This window comes from Rhodanobacter sp. Root561, assembly GCF_001427365.1.
In the GTDB taxonomy this organism is placed as follows: Bacteria; Pseudomonadota; Gammaproteobacteria; order Xanthomonadales; family Rhodanobacteraceae; genus Rhodanobacter.
In genome coordinates, this window is sequence record NZ_LMGH01000010.1 from 290,021 (window position 1) to 308,664 (window position 18,644).

The window sequence follows — 18,644 nt, forward strand, 5'->3', positions numbered from 1 at the left end:
GCGCCCCCGGCACCCTCAACCCATGCGTGCCTTGATGAACGCGCGGGCGAAGCGCCAGTCGCGGTCGATGGTGCGCCGGGCCACGCCGAGCGTGTCGGCGACCTGCTCCAGGCTGAGCCCGGCGAAGTAACGCAGTTCCACCACCTGGGCGGCACGGGCGTCGGACTGTTCCAGCGCGTCCAGCGCGGCGTCCAGCGCCAGCGTCTGCTCGGCGGTGTCGAGCGCCAGCTTCAGATCCTGGTCGTCAAGGGTGACCCGCAGCCACTGCCCGCCCGCGCACAGGCGCAGGCGATCGCGGGCGCGGTTGATCAGCAGGTGGCGCATGGCGCGCGCGGCGTAGGCAAAAAACTGGGCGGGATGGTCGAAATGCAACGCCTCGCGCTGGCCCATGCGCAGGTACAGTTCGTGCACCAGCTCGGTGGTGTCCAGGGTGGCCTGGCGACGATTCGACAACTGTCGGGCGGCCATCGCCTTGAGCCGTGCGTACACCACGGCAAACAGCGCGTCGGTGGAACCGTCGCCGGCCAGGGGTCGGGAATCGGACATGACGAGCACCTCCCTGCAGCCGCCATGCGCCGCATGGTACGCCTTTGCCGGGAATCCGTACCCCGTTCGGCGCGGACAGCTGAACGGTCGTCCGCTCGGTCGCCGCGGCGGGGAATTAGCTCAGGCCGACAGCGCGTCAGCCGCCAGCAGGGGCGGCAACCGGCGCGAGCCCGATCGCCGACCGTCGATGAAGGTATACAGGCGACCGCCGATCATGGTCACCACGGCACGGCCGGACAGGCGGATGCTGGCAGCCGCCGCTGGCGACATCGACAGGCCGAGCTGGTGTTCGGCACGCATGCGGACGGCCTTGGCGGCAAACCAGGCCTTCGGACCGGCCAGCAAGCTGTCCGACGCCGACTCGGTCTGGCGCGAGTCCGCGATGGTCTGGCGCAGATGGGCCAGGTGGCTGGTGTTGAACGCTTCGCTCAAGGCGGTGCACAGGAAGGGCGAGGCCACGTATTCGTCCAGCAAGTTGCCCAGCACGGCCACAACGCTCAGGGCGATCCGCCGGTTGGCCCGTTCCACGTGTGAGTTGCCCGTGGATGCCTGCCAGATCCCGTCGAGGGCCGCGGCCAGCCTGCGGCACTCCGGCTGGTTCAGCGGGCGCTGGCCCAGCGGGATGGCGCGACGGGCAACCAGCCAGGCCTGGTCGCGGGCCGGCAGCGCGTGCGAACGCTGCGCGGTGCGGGCCCTGGCTTCCCGCATGGACAATTCGTCGGTGGCCGCCATCCGCAGGGACAGTGCCTCCTGGGTCAGCGGCACCGCGCGGACGCTGCCGTCGGCACGATACCAGCGCCGATGTTCCAGCGTGGCGCGATGAAACAGGCCTGCCGGTGGCGGCACCGTGGCCCGCGCCTCGGCGGCGTAATCCAGCGACGGCGCCATCGAGCGCAGCCCGGCGACGTGGGCAGCCAGTACGCGGTCGAGCAGGATTTCGGCGGTGATCAGGTGGCGATGGTAGGCGGCGTGACGATCATGGTCGGCGCCGGCGGTGAAGTAGACGAAGCGGATGCGCGGGGTGGCTTCGTCGCTGCGGACGGCCCCGTGACAGCCCTGGCCGATGATCCGGCGCCCGATCGGCAGGGCGCGATGCGCGGTCGGCAAGCTGTCGAGCACGCTCTTGATGGCGGGCAATACGGCGGACGGATCGGCCATGGCGGCCTCTTGCACTGGCGCACTTGCAGAAATCGACAAACTCACAAAACAACCCTGCCTGCTTGGGCGACCACGGCTCTCGACTCTGCCAGCGCCCCGTCACCCGGATACCTGCCGTCCAGCCTGGACAACTACGGTTTCACTCTTGCATCGACCGCGCCAACAAAGTGTGCGCTGGATCGCATCGCTGGAAGCCCGTGCGGGGCGGTTCAGGGGCATCGCGCGCCGCGGCCGGCCGGATTTTCCCGGTTGGCGCGGAAAAACAGGCAAAATAGGCGGTTGCGGCATGCCATCCCGGGTGTCCGCCCCTTCCTGCCGATGACCGACGACGAATGACCGCCTTGAACATGCCCCCCGCCTCCCCGCCCGAAGACGCCGATGCCTGCCTGCTGGAGCGTCTGCGCGCCGCGGCTGAACTGCTGGAGTCGGTGGCGGCGGACCGCGAGCTGCTGGACCGGCTGCCGGCCGACGATCGCCAGCGCCTGCACCAGGCCGTGGCGCAGGTCTATCACCCCGACCCGGCGGCGCGCCGGATCAAGCTGAAGGCGGCTGAAAAGGCCCGTTACGCCAGCAAGGTCGAAGCGGAGGAATCGGTACTCAACCAGACCGGCATCCGCACGCTGCGCCGCCGCCCCGTGTTCACCACGGCCAACCTGTTCCCGCCCCAGGGATTCGAGCCACACGACATCCCGCCGCAAGCCGATGCCGCGCAGCCGCGCGAAGCCATCGAACCCCGGCACTGCTACGTCTGCAAGAAGAAGTATTCCACCCTGCACTTCTTCTACGACCAGATGTGCCCCGACTGCGCCGCGTTCAACTACGCCAAGCGAGACGAACTGGCCGACCTCAGCGGACGCGTGGCCCTGCTCACCGGTGGCCGGGTGAAGATCGGCTACCAGGCTGGCCTGAAACTTCTGCGCGCCGGCGCCGAGCTGATCGTCACCACGCGCTTCCCGCGCGACTCGGCGGCGCGCTACGCGGCCGAACCGGACTTCGCCGAATGGGGTCACCGGCTGCAGGTCTACGGCCTGGACCTGCGCCACACGCCCAGCGTGGAAGCGTTCTGCCAGGAACTGGTGGCCACCCGCCCGCGGCTGGACTTCATCATCAACAACGCCTGCCAGACCGTGCGCCGACCACCGGACTTCTACGCCCACATGATGGAAGGCGAGACCGCCGCGCTGCACGACATGCCCGAGCATGTGCGCCAGTTGGTCGGCCACTACGAGGGTTTGCGCAGCTCGAACATCCTGCCGCAAGGCGATGCGCCGGCCCGGCACGATTCCTCCGTTCCCGGCCTGACCCGCGCCGCCGAGCTGTCGCAGGTGGCGCTGCTGCCGGAGGAACTGCTGGCGCAGAGTCACCTGTTCCCCGAAGGCCGGCTCGACCAGGACCTGCAGCAGGTCGACCTGCGCCAGCGCAATTCATGGCGCCTGCTGATGGCCGAGGTGCCGTCGGTGGAGTTGCTGGAGGTGCAGCTGGTGAACGCGATCGCCCCGTTCATCATCAACGCGCGATTGAAGCCGCTGATGCTGCGCACGGCCGATCGCGACAAGCACATCGTCAACGTGTCGGCGATGGAAGGCCAGTTCTACCGCAACTTCAAGACCACCCGGCACCCGCACACCAACATGGCCAAGGCCGCGCTCAACATGATGACGCGCACCTCGGCGACGGATTACCACAACGACGGCATCCACATGAACAGCGTGGACACCGGCTGGGTGACCGACGAGGACCCGGCCGAGCTGGCCGCGAGGAAGGTGGCGGAGGAACGCTTCCATCCACCGCTGGACATCGTCGACGGCGCCGCCCGCATCGTCGATCCGATCATCCACGGCATCAACACCGGCGAGCACGTGTGGGGGCAGTTCCTCAAGGATTACCGCCCCACGGACTGGTGAGCCCTCGCCGTCGTCAGGCCTTCCTGCCGGCGGCCTCGCCGAATGACGGCGGCCGGTCCGCCGGCGACGCGCCGAATTCCGGGTTCGGCGTACTGCCCATCCTGAATTCCAGCGTGCCGCCGGCGGCCAGCTCGGCGTGGCTGATCCAACTGCGGCTCCATGGCTGGCCGTTCCAACTGACCGACTGGATGTACGGACTGTCCGGTCCGTTGCCCGGCGCCAGCACCATCAGCCTGCGCCGGTCGGCCAGCTCGATCTCCGCGCGATCGACCAGCGGGCTGCCGAACACGTAGTTGGCGCTGACCGGATCGACCGCGTACAGACCCAGCGCGCCGAGCACGTACCAGGCGCTGGTCTGGCCGCAGTCCTCGTTGCCGGCGAGGCCGTCGGGCTGCGCCTCGTACATGCTTTCGAGCAGCTTGCGCACGCGTGCCTGGGTCTTGTGGTGCGCACCGGTGTACGCGTACAGGTAGGCCACGTGATGGCTGGGTTCATTGCCGTGGGCGTACTGGCCGACCATGCCGGCGATGTCCGGCGGCGCATCGGCCGGCAGCGCCGAACTGGTGTTGAACAGTTCATCCAGCTTGCGCTCGAACGCCTGCTCGCCGCCGAACAGTTTCATGTATTCGTACAGGTCGTGCTGGTTGAGGAAGGTCGCCTGCCATGCGTTCGATTCGGTGAAGTCGCGCCATTTCCTCGAGTGGCCCATGCCGCGCGGATCGAACGGTTCCAGCCAGTGGCCATCCTTCGCGCGTGGCCGCACGAAACCCGACTGGCGGTCGAACACGTGCCGGTAGTTGCGCGAGCGTTCGCGCAGCCGGGCAGCTTCGTCATGCGCGCCGGCGGCATCGGCCAGCCTGGCCACGGCCCAGTCATCGTAGGCGTATTCGAGCGTCTTGCTGACCGCCTCGCCTTCCTTGTCGCTGGGGATGTAGCCGAGCTTGCGGTAGTACGGCAGGCCGCGGTAGTCGTCGTCCATCGCCCGCCGGCGAAACAGCGGCCAGGCCGCGGCGTAGTCGATGCCGGTGAAGCCTTTCGCATGCGCCTCGGCCACCACCGCGGCGGAGTGGTAGCCGATCATGCAACCGGTTTCCACGCCCTGCAGCGGCCACACCGGCGGGCCATCAGGGCTTTCGCCGGCCATCCGCACCAGGCCGTTGACCAGGTCGGGCACGCGATCGGGCTGGTACAGCGTCAGCAGCGGATGCTGCGCCCGGTAGGTGTCCCACAGCGAATAGGTGCTGTAGTTGTTCGCGCCCGGCGGCAGCTGGTGCACGGCCAGGTCCATGCCCCGGTAGCGGCCATCGACGTCGCTGAACAGGGTCGGCGCCAGCATGGTGTGGTACAGCGAGGTGTAGAAGATGCTGCGCGTGTCTTCGGACACCGTGTCGATGCGGATGCGGCCCAGCTCGCGCTCCCACGTTGCGGCCGCCGTCCTGCGGACCTGTTCGAAGTCCCAGCCGGGCACTTCCGCATCGAGATTGCGCAGCGCGCCGGCCACGTCGACGCCGGAGATGCCGACCTTGACCAGCAGCGGCGCGCTGGCGACGTTGTCGAAGTGCAGCGCCGCCTTCAGGTGCCGGCCCTGCGTTTCGCCGGCGCCGGCCGGCAGGGCCGCATCTTCGTTGTACAACGTGGCCTGCGTGATCGGGCGCGACAGCTTCATCGCGAAATAGATGTGCCGGCCGCCGGCCCATTGATGCACGCGGCGCTCGCCGACTAGGGTGTCGTTGCCGACCAGCTTCAGCCGCGCATCGCTGACCTTGCTCGGTACCGCGGCATCGTCGTGGTAGCCGTGCGCGAGATCGACCAGCAGGTGGCCGCTGCCGTCGCCGTGGAAGGTGTAGCGATGCAGTCCGGTGCGCAAGGTCGCCGTGAGCTCGGCGAGGATGTCGTGGTTCTTCAGGTGCACCCGGTAGTAGCCCGGCTGCGCCTGTTCCTGATCGTACGTCGAGCGGTAGCCCGGGCCGGGCTGCGCCATCGCATCGGGCGAAATCCGCTCGCCGACATCGGCGCCGTCGTGGCGCGAACGGTAGTTCAGGTCCGGCAATCCACGCCCGCCCGGTTGCAGCAGCGCCGGTCCCTGTGCCGGCATCACCAGCACGTCGAGCATGTCGCTGGCGCCGGTGCCGCTCAGGTGCGTGTGCGAGAAACCCATGATCGAACCATCGCCCTGGTGGTAGCCCGAGCAGGCATCCCAGCCGGCGTCGTTGGTGTCCGGGCTCAGCTGCACCATGCCGAACGGCAAGGTGGCACCAGGATAGACGTGGCCGTGGCCGCCGGTGCCGATGAAGACATTCACGTGGCGGGCGAAACCGTCGGGCTCGGGCGCGGGCGACATCGCCTGGCCGTTGCGCGGTGCCGCGAATGCCGCCAGCGGTTCGAGCCGGCTGCCGAGCAGGCCCAGGGCGGCTGCGCCCTGCAGGAAACGTCTGCGTGTCACCATGCTGCGTTCTCCGTTGCGTGTTCGGGGGTCATGCGTGCCGCAGCAGCTCCGGTCGCTGCGCCGCCACTTGCACGATCAGTTCGCCGAACAGGGTGTTGGCCCAGGCGAACCACGCGCGGGTGAAATGTGCCGGATCATCCTGATCGAAGGCCTCGTGCATGAAGCCGGTGCCGGCGTGGGTGGTTTTCAGCCAGCGCAGGCACTGGCGGATCTCGCCGTCGTCGTCGCTGCTCAGGCCCCGCATGATGATCGACATCGGCCAGATCATGCGCAAGCCCTCGTGCGGGCCACCGATGCCCTGCGCCGCGCGGCCCTGGAAAAAATACGGATTGCGCGGGCTCCAGGCCAGTGCGCGACTGCGCCGGTAGCGCGCGTCGTCGGCGGGGCAGCAGCCGAGGTAGGCCAGGCTCGACAGCCCCGGTGCATTGGCATCGTCCATGAACAGCTGGTTGCCGTAGCCGTCGACTTCGTACGCCCAGATCTCGTTGCCTTGCCCATCGCGCATCACGCCGAACTTCTGCAGCGCCTGTTCCACCTCATCGGCCAGCGCGGTGCATTCGCCGGCAAAGGCGCGGTCGTCGTGCAGCGCGATGGACAGCTGCGCCAGTTGGCGCAGCGAACTCACCGCGAACAGGTTGCCGGGGATGAACAGCGGATACACGCAGGCGTCGTCCGATGGCCGGAACATCGCATGGATCAGCCCGACCGCACGGGTCGGATTGCCGTAGCCGCCGAGGAACTGGGTATCGGTCGGGTTGGCCGATGGCCGCTGGAAATGGTACGGACCGGGGCCGTGCTTGCGCTGCTGTTGGCGGAACGTCGCCAGCACTGCATGCATCGCGGTGCGCCAGTCGTCGTCGAACGGCTGGCGATCGCCGGTAGCCTGCCAGTACGCATGCGCCAGGCGGATCGGATAGCACAGCGAATCGATCTCCCATTTGCGCTCGGCCACGCCCGGGCGCATGTCGGTGAGGTCGTGCTGCGCCCACGACAGTGGCGTCTTCGCCTGCGGATCGGGCAGGAAGGCATTGGCATACGGGTCGATCGAGATGCACCGCGCGTGGCGATGGATCAGGCCGCGGAACAGCCGGCGCAGCGCTTCGTCGTGCGCAGCCAGCGACACGTACGGCCACACCTGCGCCGAGGAATCGCGCAGCCACATCGCATCGATGTCGCCGGTGACGATGAAGGTATCCGGCTTGCCGCCCAGGCTGCCCAGCTGCACCGTGGTGTCCAGCGTGTTCGGGTAGCAGTTCTCGAACAGCCAGGCGAGTTCGGGATCGCCGATCTTCGCCCGCGTGCGGGCGATCAGCGCTTCGACGGCTGCGCTGGTGAACTTGCGCTTGCCCGGGGGCGGGCGATGGCTGGGAAAGCGCGATGCGGCGTGTACCAGCGGGATGCCGCCGAGCATGGCGCCACTGGCAGCGCCGGCCATCAACTTCAACAGTGAACGGCGAGATGTATTCATGATTCGATGAAGGCCCTCGAATGACCCGCTTGCCCGTCATTCCCGCGAAGGTGGAAGTCCAGGTTGCGGTTTCGCAAGCCTTACACGAATCCCGGCTTGCGCGGGATTAACGCATTTCCCTGGAGAAACGCTGCAGCCCCCGTCGCGGGCCACGCTTTGCCCGACCGTGGCATCGACCAGTGAGCGCACCTGCAACGCCGCTTGCAACGAGGCGAGATCGGCCGGGCTGCTGACCTGCAGTTCGATGCTTTCGCCGGGCAGCAGGTCGAGGGCGTTGTCCGATACCCTGGCATCCAGTTCGCCGAAGTCGATCCATACGGCGCGCGCCAGATGTTTCGCGTGCAGCTTCAATACCACGCCATGGCCGCTGTCGCGGAGTTCCGCCTGCAACTCCGGGGTCGGCAATTGCAAGGTCGACGCGCGATCGAAATACAGCAGATGTCGCGACACCGCCCTGCCCTGCACGATCAGCTCGAACACGGCGAAGCTGCGATGCGGATCGGCACCTTGCAGCAGCGCCGCATCGGCCAACTCGGCGACGCGGGTACTGGCCAGCGCGGGCACATGCACCTGGTCGAGGCGCTCGTGCAGCAGTTGCCCATCCATGTCCATCACGCGCAGGCGCAGCTGGGCGTCCAGCGGCGCGGTGCGGTCGGACACCAGGAACACCTCGGTACGTCCGCCGCGACGGATCGGCGCCACCCGCAACGGCGCGTAGAAACGGCGGGCGTGGAACTGCAGCGCCTTCCAGCGTCCGAAATAGTCGACGCTGGACCACGAGGCGCCGGGCCACACGTCGTTGAGCTGCCAGTACAGCGAACCCATGCTTTGCGGGCGCGCGCTGCGCAGGTGGTCGGCGGCCAGCTCGATGCCCTCGGCTTGCATCACCTGGCTGAGGTAGACGAAGGACGCGAAATCCTTCGGCTCGCCGTAATACTTGCGGATGTAGTACAGCAGGCGCCGGTTGCCGTTGCCGCCGTCGAATTTCTGGTGCGCGCGCATCATCGGCGACTCCGGCGACAGGTCGGACGGTGCGGCGAAGCTGCGCAGGGTGGCCATCGCCGGGAACGATTGCAGGCCGTACTCGGACTGGAAGCGCGGCGTGGTCTTCAGGTAGTCCTCGATCGGGGCGGAGCCGGCCCAGACATCCCACACGTGCATGTCGCCGTCGTTCGGCACGTTGGCCGGCCCGTCGAAATCCGTGCTCGGCGAGCTGGCCCAGTACGGCACGTCCGGCGCATGGCGCTGCACCACGTCGCGCAGGGTTTCGCCGAACAGGGTGCGCATGCCGCGCTCGACGCGTGCCCGTTCGGCCGGTCCGATGGACTCGGCGAACTTCTTGCGGTCGGGCCAGGACTCCCAACCCGTCTGCACCTCGTTGTTGCCGCACCACAGCACGATGCTCGGGTGATCGCGCAGGCGGATGACCTGTTCGGTCGCCTCGATCCGGGTGTTCTCGCGGAACGCCTCGTCGTACGGCGGGATCGCGCCGCCGAACATGAAGTCCTGCCAGATCATCAGGCCGAGCCGGTCGGCCAGCGCATAGAACGCATCGCTCTGGTAATAGCCACCGCCCCACACGCGCAGCATGTTCATGTTGGCGTCGCGGGCGGACTGCAGGATCTGTTGCAGGCGCGCCGCGGTGACGCGTTCGGGGAAGCTGTCCAGCGGGATCAGGTTGGCGCCCTTGGCGAAGACCGGCACGCCATTGATCACGAAAGCGAAGCTGCGGCCCCAGCGATCGCGCTGCCGCCGCAGCTCCACGCTGCGCAGCCCGGTATCGCGCTCGGCGCCGGCGATGACCTTGCCGGCCACCACCACTTCGGCATGGAAGCGATACAGGTTCGGCTTGCCGTAGCCGACCGGCCACCAGCGCTGCGGGTGTTCGATGCGCAGCGGCAGCTCGACATGGTTGTCGCCGGCAGTCAGCGAGGTCCCCAGGGTCGTGCTGCGCTGGCTGCCGTCCGGCGCCGTCCACGCCACCCGCAGCTCGGCCTTGCCGGCATGGTCGGCACGAAGATCGAACTGCGCCAGCAATTGCGCGGCCTGCGCGTCGACGTGCTGCTGGGCGATGTGGAAATCCGCCAGCCGCAGTTCGTCCCAGGTTTCCAGATGCACCGGCTGCCAGATGCCCTCGGTGACGTAGCGCGGGCCCCAGTCCCAGCCATACTGGTAGTTCGCCTTGCGCACGTAGTTGGCCGTCTGCCTGCCCTTCGGCTCATCGCCGAACGCGGAATCGAATTCGCCCGGCAAGGCGTGGGGCTGCTTCAGCAGCCAGGGCTGCAACCGGGCGATTGGCGAATGCAGCGTGACCTGCAGCGTATTGCTGCCCGCGTGCAGCACGTTCTTCACCGGCACGCGCCAGCGCCGGAACATGTTGTCCGCGGCCAGCAGCGGCTGGCCGTTGAGCGAGACGTCGGCGAACGTGTCCAGGCCGTCGAAGACCAGATCGACATGGCCATGTCGCAAGGTCGCCGCATCGATCGCCAGTGGCAACTGGTATTGCCAGTCGGCCAGGCCGATCCACTGCAACGCCGCCTCGTTGTCGCGCTGGAACGGATCGACGATCACTCCCGCCGCCAGCAGGTCGGTCTGCACGCTGCCCGGCACATGGGCAGCGCGCCAGCCCGCCGCTTCCGGGTGGGTCTGCGCGGCGGGCGAATGCGGATCGAGGCGGAAGCGCCAGCCGCTGGCGAGCGTCTGCGTTGCCGCGGCCGCGCCGCCGGCCCACAGCGACACGATCAGAACGGCTACACACGCGCATCGTCTCGGGAACGCCGTGGTTGGCGGGACATCCCTGCCCGGTCGCGTCCTCTGTTTCGTCATGCGCAGGCCTCTGGCGATGAACAGCGGCGTCGCTGGTGATCCGCCACGGCGGCGCCCGGTGAAGGTATACGCGATCGCGCTCCCGGTAAATCGCGACTTGGCTAAAACTACCCAACGCCCGATATGGTAAAGGCTCACGATAAATATCTTTTCCTACATGGGCTTAGGATCAACTGCAATAAGTCACATTTCGCTGGCATCGGCAGACCCATCACGATTCGTCCAGTCCACCAGGTAGGACGCCATCACGTCCAAATCGACCAGTAGCTCAGTGGGCGTGAATTCAAAGGATCCGAAGAGATTGACGTTCTGCCAGGCCGCCGGCGACACACCCTTTAACATGGCGATGGCGCCCTCGTCCCCTGCCGTCTGCTTCTGGTCATAAACACGCGAGAGCAGCGCGGTGTTGTAGTGGATGATCGCGTTGGCAATGAGGCGAGAGCAATCGTTCCAAATCTGCTGCTCGGCCTCGGTCTGGACGCGGAACTTGCCACCGTTGACGTAGGCAATGGCACGGCGGAAACGATGATAGGCCTCGCCGCGATTCAGTGCCTTCTGCACGCTCTGGCGCAGACCGGCATCGTCGATATAGCTCAGGATGTAGCGGGTTCGGATGAGGTTATCCAACTCCCAAAGGGCCTTCTTGGTTTCATTCTGGCGTTTGTAGCTACTCAGCTTCCGAATGATGGTGGCCTGAGTCACATCCTTCTGGGCCAGCGAGGCCATGATGCGCTGAATGTTGGGCCATTCGTTGATGATCAACTCGTCCTTGCATTTGCGGGCGGGTCGGATGAGGACGTCCCCGTAATGACTGGGATTGCGGGCGCCGACTAACGAATCCATCTTCTTATGCAGGTCGCGGTACCGTGGCGCGAAGCAGTAGCCGAACGTGTGGAGCACCCAAAAATTGACCTGGTTGGTGCCATGGGTGTCGGTCGAATGCCGATCCGGCTTGATCTCGGACGTATTGTTGTAGAGCAGATCGAAGACGTAGTGACTTTCGTGTTCATGGGTACCAATCACCTTGCCATTGATCGGAATATGGTTGGCCACCACGGTATAGGCACTGACGCCCTTATGCAGTCCGAAATACTTCGGAGAGTGTCGTGCATTGATCGTGTCGATCTGGGTTTCCATGCGTTGCCCGTCGCTACTGGAATGCACCTCGTCGCGGATGTGGAACAGTGGGAACGCAGAGAGCCGCGCCGTGGCATTGCTGATGGCATCGTTGGTGGCATGGAGCGTCTCCTGCCGCAAAAAGCTGCGCGTGGTGTTCAGCAGCGAGGCATAGTTGAGCCCGGACACCTCGGCCATCTTGCGCAGCCCCATGTTGGTTCCCAGGGCGACGATGCAAGCGAGGATCTCGCGGGGATCGGGTGCCTGCTTGACGTATCGTTCCAACACATGAGTGAAGGTTGCCAGAAAACCCGTTTCCCGAGCCACATACCACAGCAGGTCGGCAATACCGATACCGGGCATTGCAGCGAAGAACGGGTGATTGAGTGACTCTTCGGCGGCCGGATACGCCAGTGTCCAGCGGCGTTTATCTCCCTTGCCACGTATCGAGATATGGGCATTGTCGCCAGCGGCGATACGCGCGTTGACCTCGGCAAACATGGCTTCGTTGTCGGCATGCAACTGTGCCAACGTGGCTTCGATGGAGGCGCTGAGAAGCGGCAGATCCACCTCGCGCAACACGGCTTCCTTGTCGCGCCATCGCTCGTCGCTGATCAGGTCATCCTCAAACTGTCGAAATTCATGGCTGTCTCGAACGAAGAGGTTGCCCCCTTCCAGGGCCTCGCATAGCAGGCGATAGACCAGGAATTCGTAGCGATCGATGTCCAAGGTCTTGGCTTTGCCTTGGACGCTCGGATACAGGTAACGACGCAGGCGCTTGGGAATCAGTTCGGTCGGAAACGACTCGGGCGGGATCTGCCGCGGCGAGCGCCCTTGCCGCAGGTGATCCTGCAGAAACGCGACGGCCGACATGAGCGGCGCATGTTCGACCCGCCCCTCGAACGTCAGGTCGGTGAACAACTGACGCAGGTTGCGTTTGAAAGTCATCGAAAGCGAGGTGTAGTACGCCCACTGAAAGCCCAGCTTGTCGAAAGCAATATTGCGCATGTAGTCGGCGACCAGCGAAAACTGCTCGGGCTTGAGATAGGTGAAGGCTTTCGCTTTCACCTGCGCAAAGGTGGCGTCGTCTGCCATGCGATCGTCCACGAACATCTGCAGCACCTGGCCCGCCGCCTGCAGATGTTCGCTCGCCTCCTGAAGTGCTCGCTGCATGGCCTCTTCGCTCGCCTGCTTGGCGGCCTGCTCATAGCTGTCTACCTTGGCCATGAAGGCTTCGATCAGGTGATCGTTGATCCGGCGGAATCGTTGGTAGGCAAAACACAGGAGATACAGCCGGGCCGTCGCCGGCTCCATGCGCTGTAACTTGTAGACGGTGTAATACATCACCAGTGAGGCAAAGTATTTGCCGCTTTCCTTTGACACTTGAGTGGTCGACAGGAACTGCTCGGCAAACGCATGCAGGGGCTCGAAGAAGCGGCGCCGATCAAGCTCTGCCTTCAGCGCCTTGAGACTGAAGTCATTGGGTTCGTGCCGTAGGGTGCGAAGATCCAGCACCGATGCATCGGTTTGCAAGAGACTGTCGAGGTGGGTGCGGATAGCCGGGGTGAGTGCGGCATCGAGCTGCTGGGTGAGCCGCATACGTTCGGTGGTGACCGCGTGGCCGATGAGATCCTGCAGCGTGGTATATGCCGGCAGAACAACGCGCTCTCGTTCCAGATGATCAAGCGCTTCGCGCAGAAGGTAGCGTGGTTGCGTGGAGTGGCGAGCAAGCCGCTGCATTCGGGTACTTAAGGCGTCACGAATCGACTTGTCACATCGTCGAAAACCGAACGCCTGCAGGATGCGCTGCTCGATGGCCAAGCGGGCCGGTTTGGATGGTGGTGACAGCGTATCGCGTACGCGCGCCGAGAAATGGCGTTCCAACAGAAAACGCACGTCGGGATGAGAGGACGGTGGGAGCGGGTCGACGAACTGACGCTTGGCCTTGAAATAGCCCAGCATCAAGCGGGTATAGAGCGTGGCCGAAGCCGTGCGGGACTGCACCAAGGATTGTTCCGCTTCGCTCACGTCCAGATAGAGCGCGCGATCGGCATCCGTCCATGCGGGTGGTCCATACAGCTCGTCGATTTCTTCGGTGGTGAGTATGGCCAGGCGCCGCACACGATTCGTCATCGGGCGCCTCCTCCTGGCGAATATTCGCACGTGGGTCTAGCCGAGATACGTGTACAAATAGAACGCATCGTTGATATTCGAGGATCTGTCAAAGGATTAGGCAGAACATTTCTGGCAGCCGCTCTTGCTCACGCTGTGGCAGACCGCGCTACAACAGCACTTGCCTCGTCTGCGTATGAAACCGGTGAATCTCATCCTCGATCCTCTTATCGATCATGTACACCGGCCGCTTTCCATTCGGGCACGGCAAGCGTGGCGTGGTGCCGAATAAGCGGCAGATCAGCGGGCGTTCGCTGTAAACCTCACATCCGTGCTTGCCCAAATAGGGACAACTCCACTCGGCTAACGCCGCGGCGTGTTCCGTGTCGGTTTTCATAGGCAACCTGGCGACTTCTTCTGCGGATGCCGTCACCGGTCCACAACAATCATGGCAGCCGACCACGCAGGTGAAGGTCGGAATGCGCTCGCGCAGTTCAGCAATCTTTCGGTCATTGACGTGCACAACTACAGGACTCCAAGATCTCCGAGATACGGGTTCCCATCGGGGTTTGACCACGATGGGATCGGGCACGCTTCCACGTCGAACAGATAAAAGAAGCCATGGGCTTAGCGGCGGGGTGGGTGGCTAAGGAGAAATAAGCCGACCAGACAGGTGGGCCAGCCAAGGGCATAGCTCCCATACGCCAGGTCCTCCCTCGACAGGACGATCGCGCTAACCATCAGTCCGGCGGCGACAAGTAACACACCACCCACACCGATCAATGATCGGCGCCGTGATGCCCTGCCCAGGAGTACAAACGCGGTGGCCGCCGCACCATCCACGATCACGGGTACCCATTCCCACCACAGCATCGTCATGTCTCCTCAAGAATGGAGCCCTTTTCGGCGGCTTCCAACGTGTTTTTAATCAACGTGGCCACTGTCATCGGGCCAACGCCGCCGGGAACGGGGGTGATCCAGCTGGCCCGCTCTCTTGCGGATGCAAAGTCGATGTCGCCCACCAGTCGCCCGTCATCAAGGCGGTTGATACCTATGTCGATCACCACAGCTCCGGGTTTGATCCATTCACCCTTGACAAGCCCTGGCTTACCTACGGCGACAATCAGGATGTCGGCTTGCCGCACGTAACTTTCCAGATCGCGAGTGAACCTATGGCAGCACGTGGTCGTACAGCCGGCGATCATCAGCTCCAGCACCAGCGGACGACCTACATGATTGGAAGCCCCTACCACCACCGCATGCTCACCACGCACCGGCCGATCGGTGTGTGCCAGCAAAATCATCACGCCTTGGGGGGTGCACGGGCGCAAGCCAAAGCGACGCAGTGCGAGGCGTCCCACATTGACGGCCTGGAAACCATCCACGTCCTTGTTCGGATCAATGCTATCGACCAATGCATCTTCGTCGATATGCGTCGGCAGTGGCGACTGCACCAGGATGCCGTGCACGGCCGGGTCGGCATTCAACTGCGTGATCAGGGCCATCAACTCCGCCTGGGTGGTAGTAGCCGGCAGGTCGTAGTCAAACGATTGAAACCCGACCTGATGGCACGCCTTGCGTTTGGTGCGCACGTAGACGGACGAGGCCGCATCCTCACCCACCAACACCACCGCCAGCCCAGGCACGCTGAGTCCGTCGGCAACACGTTGACTGACCCGCATGGCCACACGATCAAGAAGTTCTTGTGCGATGCGTTTACCATCAAGAAGACGTGCGCTCATGAAGATGCCGGCATGTCTTCACGCCGGTGCAGCGGTGAGCGCGGGTTGATCATGAGCGGTCGCACAGACATGGTCCACAATGGGGGGATCAAGGGATGGCAGGAGAAGCCACGGGCATGATGCGTTTGATCGAAGCCGCGCTTCGGAACGTCGTCTTTCAAGTCGTACAACATTGAGAGGAGCCGCTGCCACTCACCCTGGTGCCAGCGACTCATCGACGCCGGTTACCCGGCTTCGTCCGAGTTGCTATGGCGAAGAAGCCAACCATGCATGCGGCTAAACCCAAGAGGAAACTTCCCGACACCAGGATGTCGCTATGCCATAGCGTGGCGCCCAACAAAACGACCATGGCCACGATAAGCATGAGTCCCGCGAACATCAGCATCCGGTGTCGTCCCGTGGAACCAAGGAACAAGAATGCTGCCGCTGCCGCGCCGTCAATGAGTACCGTTAACACTGTCCAGACCGTCATCCGTCTCTGCTCCTGTGTCCTAAGTTACTGTGCACCGTGCGCCTGTCTGGGAGCGCGCAGCAACCCTTCGATACAGGCGATTGCGGTCATGTTGACTACGTCACGCACCGTGGCATGGGGAGTGAGAATGTGCGCCGGCTTGTTCAGCCCCATCAGGATCGGCCCAATCGCTACACCGTCGGTCATCACCCGCGCCATGTTATAGGCGATGTTGGCCGCATCCAGACTGGGCAGTACGAACAAGTTGGCGCGTCCGCTCAGCGTCGTGTGAGGGAACATGCGTTGGCGCAAGGCTTCGTCCCACGCGGTATCGGCCTGCATTTCGCCGTCCATTTCCAGCTCCGGCGCCCGACGCTTCAGGATCTGCCAGACCTGACGCATCTTCGCGGCACTGGGATTGTCGTGGCTGCCGTAGTTGGAATGCGACAGGAGTGCCACTTTGGGTTCGACACCGAATAGCCTGAGCCGCTCGCTCGCTAGCACCGTGGCTTCAGCGATCTGTTCGGCCGAGGGATCGACCTGCACATGGGTGTCGACGAAGAACCAAGCACCTTTGTCGTTGATCACGCCGGTCATGGCCGACGTACAAGGTACACCGGGGTCGAGTCCAAACACGCTTCGCAGGTAACCCAGCTTCTTGTGGAATCGCCCGACGATGCCACAGATCATGGCATCGGCTTCACCTCGTTCCACCATCAGCGCGGCGATCAGCGTGGGACGCGAGCGTAGCAGGTTCTTCGCCGCCGGCTGGGTCACGCCGCGACGTTCGGTCAGCGCGTGGTAGTGCTGCCAATAATCGTGGAAGCGCGGATCGTCGTGGATGTTGGTCAACTCGACATCCACACCTACGCGCATGCGCAGGCCGAGCCGCTGGATCCGCGCCTCGATCACATCCGGCCGACCGATCAGGATGGGAAGCGCGAGGCCCTCGTCGATCACCGTCTGCACGGCACGCAAAACGGTTTCTTCCTCCCCCTCGGCGTACACCATGCGCTTGCGGTCGCTGCGGGCGCACTCGTAAACCGGCTTCATCAGCAGACTGGTGCGGTAGATGAACTGGCCGAGTTTCTCGCGATAGGTGTCCATGTCCGTGATCGGACGCGTGGCGATACCGGAGTCCATGGCTGCTTGTGCTACGGCCGGCGCCAACATCACCAGCAGACGCGGATCGAACGGGCGTGGGATGAGGTAATCAGCGCCGAACGAAAGCACCTCACTGCCGTAGGCGCCGCCAAGGTCGGACGCCTCCATCCGCGCCAGCGCCGCGATCGCCCGCACACAGGCCAGTTTCATCGCCTCGTTGATGCCGGTGGCACCGACGTCCAGTGCTCCACGGAAAATGTAGGGAAAGCACAGCACGTTGTTGACCTGGTTCGGATAGTCCGAACGCCCCGTTGCGAGGATGCAGTCCGGGCGGACTTTTTTTGCTTCTTCCGGCAGGATCTCCGGGGTGGGATTGGCCAACGCGAAGATGATCGGCGAATCGGCCATCGTCGCAACCATGGTGGGCGTCAGAATGCCACCCGCCGACAGGCCAAGGAAGATATCGGCACCCTCGACGATGTCCGCCAGCGAGCGTTTGGTCGTGGCGCGAGCGTAGCGGGCCTTGTCGGCATCCAGATGGGGGCGGCCGGTGTAAAGCACCCCATCACGGTCCACCGCCAGGATATTCTCGGGTTTCAGGCCCAGTGCCACGAGCATATCCAGGCACGCAACACCGGCCGCTCCCACACCCGAGGTGGCGAGCTTGGCCTCCTCGATCCGCTTGCCGACAACCTCCAGCGCGTTGAGCACGGCGGCACCGACGATGATCGAGGTGCCATGTTGGTCATCGTGAAACACCGGAATCTTCATCCGCTCGCGCAGCTTGCGCTCGACGACGAAGCACTCCGGTGCCTTGATGTCTTCGAGGTTGATGCCGCCGAACGTGGGCTCCATCGCCGCGATGATGTCGACCAGCTTGTCCGGGTCACGCTCGTCCAGTTCAATGTCGAAGACATCGATGCCGGCGAACTTCTGGAACAGCACGCCCTTGCCTTCCATGACGGGCTTGCCGGCCAGCGGGCCGATGTCACCCAGACCGAGCACGGCCGTGCCATTGGTGATCACCGCGACCAGGTTGCCTCGCGCCGTCAGCGTCGAGACTTCGCGAGGATCGGCCACGATCGCTTCGCAGGCCGCTGCCACGCCGGGGGAATACGCCAGCGCAAGATCGCGCTGGGTCAACATGGGTTTGGTCGACGTCACGGAAATCTTGCCGGCCGGGGCACACCGGTGATACGCAAGCGCCGCCTGTTTAAGCATATCGGACATGGTGGCCGAGTCCTGTGAGTAGAGAGACGTTAGGAAGGGAGATGTCGGGTGATGTGCAGGAGTCCTCGCAGAATGGCCAGCGGGCTGGGCGGGCAACCATTGACCACGGCATGAACGGGGATCACGTCGCTGATCGGGCCGCGCGTGGCGTAGTTGGCGCCGAATATCCCGCCGCACGCGCCGCAGTCCCCCACGGCCAGCACCCACTTGGGCTCGGGCATCGCTTCATAGGTTTGCTTGAGCGCTTCTTCCATGTTGACCGACACCGGCCCGGTGACCAGCAACAGATCGGCGTGCCGGGGGCTGGCGACAAATCGGATGCCCGCGCCTTCGAGGTTGTAGTACGGATTGCTCAGCGCGTGGATTTCGAGCTCGCAGCCATTGCAGGAGCCGGCGTCAACATGGCGTATGCACAAGGCACGCCCGAACACGTCGTGCAACTCGCGCTGGATCGCGGTCAGTCCAGTGTCCGCGTCCTGCGCCGGCAGAGGTTCGCTCAAGCCGCCAACACGACGGATGCGTGAAAGGATATCGAACATGC

Annotated in this window: 10 protein-coding genes and 1 pseudogene; 1 reads left to right on the forward strand and 10 read right to left on the reverse strand. The window is 64.5% G+C overall.

Going from position 1 to position 18,644, the window contains the following annotated elements; genetic code table 11:
* Window positions 1–15: 15 nt before the first annotated feature.
* Together ASD55_RS07865 and ASD55_RS07870 are read right to left on the reverse strand one after the other, a co-directional pair.
* The gene (locus ASD55_RS07865) at window positions 16–546 is read right to left on the reverse strand and encodes an ECF-type sigma factor (protein WP_056764984.1); all 531 of its coding nucleotides are present in this window, start codon (window positions 544–546) and stop codon (window positions 16–18) included.
* 120 nt (window positions 547–666) lie between these two features.
* On the reverse strand, window positions 667–1,704 hold the full coding sequence (locus ASD55_RS07870) for a hypothetical protein (protein WP_056764986.1): 1,038 nt from the start codon (window positions 1,702–1,704) through the stop codon (window positions 667–669).
* 332 nt (window positions 1,705–2,036) lie between these two features.
* Between ASD55_RS07870 and ASD55_RS07875 the strand changes: the two genes are divergently transcribed.
* On the forward strand, window positions 2,037–3,608 hold the full coding sequence (locus tag ASD55_RS07875) for an SDR family oxidoreductase (RefSeq protein WP_200946112.1): 1,572 nt from the start codon (window positions 2,037–2,039) through the stop codon (window positions 3,606–3,608).
* A 13-nt stretch (window positions 3,609–3,621) separates the two neighbouring features.
* On the opposite strand, the gene ASD55_RS07880 is transcribed toward ASD55_RS07875, so the two are convergent.
* The 8 genes and pseudogenes from ASD55_RS07880 to ASD55_RS07915 form a co-directional block, all read right to left on the reverse strand.
* Window positions 3,622–6,054, reverse strand: coding sequence for a GH92 family glycosyl hydrolase (locus ASD55_RS07880; protein WP_056764989.1), 2,433 nt, complete (start codon window positions 6,052–6,054; stop codon window positions 3,622–3,624).
* A gap of 28 nt (window positions 6,055–6,082) precedes the next feature.
* Entirely contained in the window at window positions 6,083–7,522 is a 1,440-nt protein-coding gene (locus ASD55_RS07885) for a glycoside hydrolase family 125 protein (RefSeq protein WP_056764992.1), read from the reverse strand.
* A 177-nt stretch (window positions 7,523–7,699) separates the two neighbouring features.
* A pseudogene (locus ASD55_RS07890) lies at window positions 7,700–10,261 on the reverse strand (glycoside hydrolase family 2 protein); the annotation flags it as partial.
* Window positions 10,262–10,531: 270 nt separating this feature from the next.
* Window positions 10,532–13,597, reverse strand: coding sequence for a Tn3 family transposase (locus tag ASD55_RS07895; RefSeq protein WP_056764995.1), 3,066 nt, complete (start codon window positions 13,595–13,597; stop codon window positions 10,532–10,534).
* Between the two features lie 148 nt (window positions 13,598–13,745).
* Window positions 13,746–14,099, reverse strand: coding sequence for a YkgJ family cysteine cluster protein (locus ASD55_RS18015; RefSeq protein WP_082542693.1), 354 nt, complete (start codon window positions 14,097–14,099; stop codon window positions 13,746–13,748).
* Window positions 14,100–14,451: 352 nt separating this feature from the next.
* Window positions 14,452–15,318: a bifunctional methylenetetrahydrofolate dehydrogenase/methenyltetrahydrofolate cyclohydrolase FolD gene (gene folD / locus ASD55_RS07905; RefSeq protein ID WP_056765000.1), complete on the reverse strand. Its 867-nt coding sequence runs from the start codon at window positions 15,316–15,318 to the stop codon at window positions 14,452–14,454.
* A 496-nt stretch (window positions 15,319–15,814) separates the two neighbouring features.
* Window positions 15,815–18,103: an NADP-dependent malic enzyme gene (locus ASD55_RS07910; RefSeq protein ID WP_056765001.1), complete on the reverse strand. Its 2,289-nt coding sequence runs from the start codon at window positions 18,101–18,103 to the stop codon at window positions 15,815–15,817.
* Between the two features lie 29 nt (window positions 18,104–18,132).
* On the reverse strand, window positions 18,133–18,642 hold the full coding sequence (locus ASD55_RS07915) for a formate hydrogenlyase (protein ID WP_056765004.1): 510 nt from the start codon (window positions 18,640–18,642) through the stop codon (window positions 18,133–18,135).
* Between the last annotated feature and the right edge of the window lie 2 nt (window positions 18,643–18,644).

Coding starts and splice junctions, on each gene's coding strand:
- ASD55_RS07865 (WP_056764984.1), bottom strand. CDS start 546: ATGTCCGATTCCCGACCCCTGGCCGGCGACGGTTCCACCGACGCGCTG.
- folD (WP_056765000.1), bottom strand. CDS start 15,318: ATGAGCGCACGTCTTCTTGATGGTAAACGCATCGCACAAGAACTTCTT.
- ASD55_RS07895 (WP_056764995.1), bottom strand. CDS start 13,597: ATGACGAATCGTGTGCGGCGCCTGGCCATACTCACCACCGAAGAAATC.
- ASD55_RS07870 (WP_056764986.1), bottom strand. CDS start 1,704: ATGGCCGATCCGTCCGCCGTATTGCCCGCCATCAAGAGCGTGCTCGAC.
- ASD55_RS07880 (WP_056764989.1), bottom strand. CDS start 6,054: ATGGTGACACGCAGACGTTTCCTGCAGGGCGCAGCCGCCCTGGGCCTG.
- ASD55_RS07910 (WP_056765001.1), bottom strand. CDS start 18,103: ATGTCCGATATGCTTAAACAGGCGGCGCTTGCGTATCACCGGTGTGCC.
- ASD55_RS07915 (WP_056765004.1), bottom strand. CDS start 18,642: ATGTTCGATATCCTTTCACGCATCCGTCGTGTTGGCGGCTTGAGCGAA.
- ASD55_RS07875 (WP_200946112.1), top strand. CDS start 2,037: ATGACCGCCTTGAACATGCCCCCCGCCTCCCCGCCCGAAGACGCCGAT.
- ASD55_RS07885 (WP_056764992.1), bottom strand. CDS start 7,522: ATGAATACATCTCGCCGTTCACTGTTGAAGTTGATGGCCGGCGCTGCC.